This is a genomic window from Mesocryomonas lacus (assembly GCF_055730135.2).
Map to the genome: position 1 here is coordinate 252,330 of NZ_JBUZWE020000007.1, position 6,259 is coordinate 258,588.

At 65.4% G+C, this 6,259-nt stretch carries 7 protein-coding genes; 6 read left to right on the forward strand and 1 reads right to left on the reverse strand.

All coding sequences use genetic code 11. The features are described 5' to 3' along the window. The first annotated feature begins 96 nt into the window (after positions 1–96). Together ACZLZY_RS13510 and ACZLZY_RS13515 are read left to right on the forward strand one after the other, a co-directional pair. Positions 97–1,164, forward strand: coding sequence for a sensor histidine kinase (locus ACZLZY_RS13510; protein WP_472934432.1), 1,068 nt, complete (start codon positions 97–99; stop codon positions 1,162–1,164). Positions 1,165–1,354: 190 nt separating this feature from the next. Then, a complete protein-coding gene (locus ACZLZY_RS13515; RefSeq protein WP_472934433.1) occupies positions 1,355–2,275 on the forward strand; it encodes a hypothetical protein in 921 nt (306 codons plus the stop codon). 101 nt (positions 2,276–2,376) lie between these two features. Here ACZLZY_RS13515 and ACZLZY_RS13520 read toward each other — a convergent pair whose 3' ends face one another. Next, positions 2,377–3,318, reverse strand: coding sequence for a LysR family transcriptional regulator (locus ACZLZY_RS13520; protein ID WP_472934469.1), 942 nt, complete (start codon positions 3,316–3,318; stop codon positions 2,377–2,379). A 99-nt stretch (positions 3,319–3,417) separates the two neighbouring features. Between ACZLZY_RS13520 and ACZLZY_RS13525 the strand changes: the two genes are divergently transcribed. The 4 genes from ACZLZY_RS13525 to ACZLZY_RS13540 form a co-directional block, all read left to right on the forward strand. Then, the gene (locus ACZLZY_RS13525) at positions 3,418–3,843 is read left to right on the forward strand and encodes a DoxX family protein (protein WP_472934434.1); all 426 of its coding nucleotides are present in this window, start codon (positions 3,418–3,420) and stop codon (positions 3,841–3,843) included. A gap of 40 nt (positions 3,844–3,883) precedes the next feature. Then, positions 3,884–4,771, forward strand: a complete 888-nt coding sequence (locus ACZLZY_RS13530; RefSeq protein ID WP_472934435.1) for a VOC family protein — start codon at positions 3,884–3,886, stop codon at positions 4,769–4,771. Beyond that, positions 4,768–5,400 (forward strand): alpha/beta hydrolase, encoded by a 633-nt coding sequence (locus ACZLZY_RS13535; RefSeq protein ID WP_472934436.1) that lies wholly within the window; start codon positions 4,768–4,770, stop codon positions 5,398–5,400. The genes ACZLZY_RS13530 and ACZLZY_RS13535 overlap by 4 nt, the downstream gene beginning before the upstream one ends. Positions 5,401–5,427: 27 nt before the next feature. Then, positions 5,428–6,259, forward strand: an 832-nt coding sequence (locus ACZLZY_RS13540) for a glutathione S-transferase C-terminal domain-containing protein (RefSeq protein ID WP_496253582.1), incomplete at its 3' end; no start/stop codon positions are given.

Below are 6,259 nucleotides of genomic sequence, written 5' to 3' on the forward strand. Positions count from 1 at the left end.
GGCGAGAGCGGGCAGTACTGGCGTCCGCGACGTTCGCGTGGGATCAACGCTAAGATGGATGCTTCGACGACTGTAGCCAATAAGGAACGCGAGCGCATGGCCGCGGTCCGGCGCTACGATATCCTCGACACGCCGCCGGATGGTGCATTCGACCGCATCACCGCGCTTGCTGCCCGGCGCTTTGGCGTACCCATTTCAATCATCAGCATCGTCGACGAGGATCGAATCTGGTTCAAGTCGCACCACGGCGTGTCGGTAACCGAGATAGGGCGCGATCCTGGACTGTGCGCCTCGGCAATCCTTGATGACATCCCGTACATCCTCCGTGATGCCAGCATCGATGCCCGCTCGCTCGCCAACCCGCTCGTCGCAAGTGAGTTTGGCCTGCGCTTCTACGCGGGCGTGCCGCTGACCAGCAGCGATGGCCACAATCTCGGCACCTTGTGCATCATCGACAAGGAAGCCCGGCCGATCGACGAGGCCCAGATCGAGGATCTGAAGGATCTCGCCTCCGTGGTGATGGACCAGATGGAGCTCCAGCTTTCCGCACGCCGTGCAGTCGAGCAAGCGAGGCTGATGGCCAAAGAGATCGATCACCGTGTCATGAACAGCCTTCAGTTCGTAGCGAGCCTCCTGACGATGCAAAGCCGCTCGCCGGATGTCGGTGACGCGGCCGGGCACTTGAAGATAGCGGCGAACCGGGTCGCGGCGGTGGCCCAGGTCCACCGCCACTTCTATGCAGGCGAGTCTGTCGAGACGTCCTGCATCACGTTCCTGCGCCGCCTGTGCGGTGACCTGGCTTCAATCCTCGATCGGGAGGTGGAGGTGGATGGTGACGAGGGGAACGTACCGACGACGCAGATCCAGCCGATCGGTCTGCTTGTCAACGAGCTGGTGACGAATGCCGCCAAGCACGGCAAAGGCAAGATCTCCGTAAGTTACCGTCGTACCGCTGGTGAGCAGATGCTCACAGTCTGCGACGAAGGCGACGGGCTGCCAGCCGAGTTCGATCCGCTTTCAATCCACGGCAGCCTCGGTATGCGGGTGATTAAGTCGTTGAGCGAGCAACTTGACGGCAAAATCTCCGCCGTGTCGCGAGCGGGACTCACTGGTACCTGCTTCAGGGTCGGTTTTCCGGAAACCCGCGGATCCGTTGGTAGGTGAACGGCGCCGACAAAGTGGCTTGTCCTAGTTCAAAGAGGGCGATCACGGGACGGGACGCGTCGGGAAGCGAGGCCAACGCCTAGCACCATGGCTGCGGCGTTCGGACTGGTAGTTTGGGTCCAAGAGTTGCGTGAACGGCTTTCGGCTCGACGGCCTTGACCCATCCTGGCCGGGCTGCTTTGCCAGACGCATGAGCATTCCCCTCTGGGCCGGGTTCGAGTCTGGCCATCTCGGTTGGTCGAACCACGATCTGCTCGTCACGACCCGGCACCTGCCCGATGACCGCATGAGGGAACACTACGCCATCGCTCGGTCCCACGGGCTTCATCGGGCCCGGGACGGCTTGCCTTGGCGGCATGACCCGGTCCCGCGGCTGCGGCTTGCCGAGGCGTCGGGACTAGAGGTCACCTGGGATCTTGCCCATTTCGACCGCCCGCCGGATCCCGTGGCTCACGCCGTCGCCGTGGCACGTGCCGCGAATCCGAAACGACCGCTGAAACTCTGTCCGGTCAACGAGCCGTCGATCTACCCGATGCTGGCGGGAATGGCCTGGGAGGAAGCGACCGCCATGGCGATCGCCATGGCACGCGCCGCACGCGACCACCACGGCGATGTCCGACTGCTCGCGTGTGACCCGATCAACGGGATCGGCGAGCGGCAGTTCGCGGCGGTCGACAGGCTGGTGGCCGCCGGCGTCGTCGACACCGTCGGCATCAACTCCTACCCGCACACCGCGCGGGCGCCGCTCGGCCGAGCGATCCTGAAGAGCTGGCGACGGTACAAACATCCGATCCTCGTCGCCGAGACGAGCTGGCACGACGGACACCGCGCACAGCGTCGGCGCTTTCCCGGATTCGACAAACGGCGTTGGCTGGAGCACGTGCTGATGGAGGTTGAATGGGCACAGGAGAGAGGTGCCCGGGTCCAGGGCGTGTGCTGGTATCCGGTCGTCGACTGCCCGCCATGGCCACATCCGGGATCCGCGCATCGCTGGCGACACGGTCTGATTCGCGAAGACCTCAGTCTTGACCCGGTCCTTTCGGAAGCGCTTCGGGAACAGATGGACGTACAGCTAGTGTTCCCGAAAGGACAGCTAGGCCTGGCACTCTAACCCTGCTTCAATCCCATATGGCTGGAACGGAAGGTTAGCTGTAGATCCGCCTTGGGCGTGACCGGAAACAAGCTGACGCCGCAAAACACTAAACCTCGATCTTAAACTTTAGGGTCTGAGTTTGAACGAAGCTTCCGATCCCAAGGCGGCGGATCGCCAAATCGATCCACCAGAAAGTCGATGAACGCCCGCACCTTCGCAGGCGGGCGTCGATTGGCGGCGTAGACGGCAAACACGCCAGGGAGCTCGAGCGGAGGGTGGTCAAGTTCGAGCGCGACCAGTCGCCCCGCACGGATCTCGTCGCCTAGGAGAAAGGTCGGCTCGTAGACCAGCCCTTGTCCGGCCAAAGCCGCGGCCACGAGTGCATCGCCGTTGTTCGCCCGCAGGTCCCCGCGGATCGGGACGTCGACGTCCCCGTCGACGCCGAACTGCCAGCGATGCGGGCCGAGGGCGCTCGACAGGGTGTAGCCGAGACAGTTGTGGGATGAGAGGTCGGCCAAGGTTCGCGGGACACCGCGTTCCCGAAGGTAGGCCGGAGAAGCCGCTACCAAGAGGCGGCAACGGGCCAGCTTGCGGGCGATCAATGTCTGGTCGTCGATGCGGCCGATCCGGATCGCCACGTCCCATCCCTCCTCGACCAGGTCGACGACACGGTCGTTCAGGCCAAGATCGACGGCAAGGGCCGGGTGCGCTCGGGAGAACGCTGCGAGCAGCGGCGCGACCTCACGGACGCCGAAGGAGACGGGCGCGTTCACCCGTAGCGTGCCCGTGACCTCGACACGTTCGGCCGAGGCGACGGCATCGGCCTCTTCCAGCTCTCCAAGGATGCGCTCGGTGCTTTCGAGGTAGCGGCGGCCCGCCTCGGTCAGGGTGACCTTGCGTGTCGTCCGATGGAGCAATTTGACACCAAGCCGCTCCTCCAGCGCCGCCATGTGTTTCGTCGCCATGGTCTGCGACATGCCGAGCGACCGCGCCGCTCCGGAGAGGCTGCCGAGTCCGGCAATGCGTGCGAACACCTGGATGCCCGTGAACCTGTCCAACATCGCCTCACACCTCCGATGTGGAGTGTTATACCTGCCCTGCGGATTATCAAACCCGGCGGGTGTGGGCACATGGAGGGTGTCCAATCAAGGAGACCCGAAATGATCGACAACCGTACCGCACCCTATGCCGCGACCGCTCTCCGTGTGGCCCTCGGCATCCTCTTCCTCGCCCACGCCGGCCTGAAGTTCTTCGTCTTCACGCCCGCCGGCACAGCGCAGTTCTTCACCAGCCTCGGCCTTCCCGGTCCGCTTGCCTACCTTGTGATCCTCGTCGAGACCGTGGGTGGCCTTGCCCTGATCGCGGGCGTCTACAGCCGCATCGTCGCGTTGGCGCTGATCCCCGGTCTCCTCGGTGCCATCGTCACCGTGCACGGGCCTGCCGGGTTCTTCTTCACGAACCCGAACGGTGGCTGGGAGTTCTTGGCGCTCTGGATCGTCGGGCTGGTCTCGGTCGCTCTCCTTGGCGATGGCGCCTATGCTCTTCGCCCGACGTCCGTTGTCGCACTCCGCACGGCCCGGGCCTGATATTCCAGCCGAACCGAGCGAGCATTCGAAGGAGATCTCGATGACCATCGCGACCCAGAGCGCCATCGAACGCTCTTCCCTTGATCCGGTGCTGGCGAAGGCGCCGCACCGGGTCTCCAAAGTGACCCTCGTCGTACGCGACCTCGATCGCGTCGCCGGGTTTTACCGGGACGTGATCGGCCTTCGCGGAGTTAGCCGCGAGGCCGGCACCCTGCGCCTCGGGACCGACGCCGCGACGCTGGTCGAGCTCCGGCATGAGCCGTCGGCGCGGGTTCGCTCGCCGCGGGACGCAGGACTCTTCCATACGGCATTCCTTCTGCCGCAGCGTGCGGACCTCGGCGCTTGGTTGGCCTTCGCGGTTCAACGGCGCGTCCCCATCCAGGGCGCATCCGACCACTTGGTCAGCGAGGCGGTCTACCTCGCCGATCCCGAGGGCAACGGCATCGAGATCTATGCAGACAGGCCGAGCGCGGAGTGGGCTTGGGACGGCGGCGCCGTTCGCATGTCGACGGACGCCCTTGATGCGCAGAACCTTTTGAAAGCGGCGGAGGGCCGGGAGTGGCGCGGCTTCCCGCTAGGCGGCAACGTCGGCCATGTGCATCTCCAGGTCGGCGCCATTGCGCCTGCGGAGGCGTTCTACGGCGACGTGCTCGGCTTCGACGTGACTGCCCGCTATCCCGGCGGCAGCTTCTTCGGTTCGGGCGGTTACCACCACCAGCTCGCCGCCAATATCTGGAACAGCCGCGGCGCCCTGCCCCGGACGGAGGGGACGACTGGACTGGAGGATGTCGAGATCACCGTCGGTCGCGACACCATCGAAGCCATACGGTCGCGTGCGACGGGCCAGGAGGGAAACGCCGGGACGCGTCTTGCCCTTCGTGATCCCTGGAACACGTCCATCACACTTACCTCCGAGACAAGCACATGACCCCCACACCATCACCGGACGGCCTGGTCGTCCTCCTGCACGGCGTCGGCAGCAACGGCCGGGACATGCTGGGCGTAGCCGGGCCCTGGCGGTCCTCACTGCCGAACGTGTCGTTCATCGCTCCCGACGGCCCCTTTGCCTTCGACCAAGGGTCGGGGCGCCAGTGGTTCAGCGTTGCCAACGTGACGCCGGAGGACCGCCCCGCAAGGATCGCCACTGCACGTTCGGCCTTCGACGAGGTGATGCGCGCGGAGCTCGATCGGAGTGGCTTCGGGGACAGGCTGGACCGGGTCGTGCTGGTCGGCTTCTCGCAAGGCTCCATGATGGTGCTCGATGCAATCGCGTCCGGGCGATGGCCCGTCGCGGCTGCCGTGGCCATCTCGGGGCGCCTCGCGTCGCCGACGCCCTACTCACCGTCCGTCGGAACGAAGCTCCTGCTGCTGCACGGGTCGGCTGACCCCATCGTTCCCTTCGGGGAGACGACGCGGGCGGAAGAGGTCCTCCGTGCGGAGGGTCTCGACGTGACGAGCCGGATCTTCCCCGGTCTCGGCCACACGGTCTCGGCCGAAGGGGCGACCCTCACTCGCGACTTCATCGCGGCCGCCCTCAAGCCAACCGTTGCCGCCTGACGTGACGGACATCGAAAGGACAGCGACATGCTCGTGAACGGCAAGTGGACCGCCGACTGGCAACCCGTGCAGGCAAAGGACGAGCAGGGTGGCTTCGTCCGCCAGACCTCGAGCTTCCGCAACTGGGTGACACCGGACGGGAGCGCGGGACCGGCCGGGGAGGGCGGGTTTCCTGCCGAGGCGGGACGCTACCATCTCTACGTTGCCCTGATCTGCCCCTGGGCGTCGCGTACGCTGATCGCGCGCAAGCTGAAGGGGCTCGAGAACGCCATCTCCGTCTCGGTGGTGGAGCCGGCGCTCACCGACGAGGGCTGGCGCTTCGGGGACTATCCGGGATCCGACCGCGACGAGGTCAATGGCGCCACGTACATGCACGAGCTCTACACCAGGGCCGACCCGACGGTGTCTGGCCGCGCCACGGTGCCCGTGCTCTGGGACCGAAAGAGACAGACGATCGTCAACAACGAGTCTGCCGACATCGTTCGCATGATGAACTCGGGTTTCGGCGGCTTGGCATCCAAGGACGTCGACCTGTACCCCGTGGACCTGCGCGGCGCGATCGACGCCCTGAACGACCGGATCTACCCGCGTCTCAACAACGGGGTCTACCGTGCGGGCTTCGCGACCACGCAGATCGCCTACGACGAGGCCTTCGGCGACGTCTTCGGCATGCTGGACGAACTCGAGTCTCACCTCGAAGGTCGTACGTTCCTCCTCGGCGAACGCCTGACCGAGGCGGACATCCGGCTCTTTGTCACGCTGATCCGCTTCGACGCTGCCTACCACGGCCTGTTCAAGTGCAACCTGCGCCGCATCGCCGACTACCCGAACCTCTCGGCTTACGTCGACCGCATGCTGA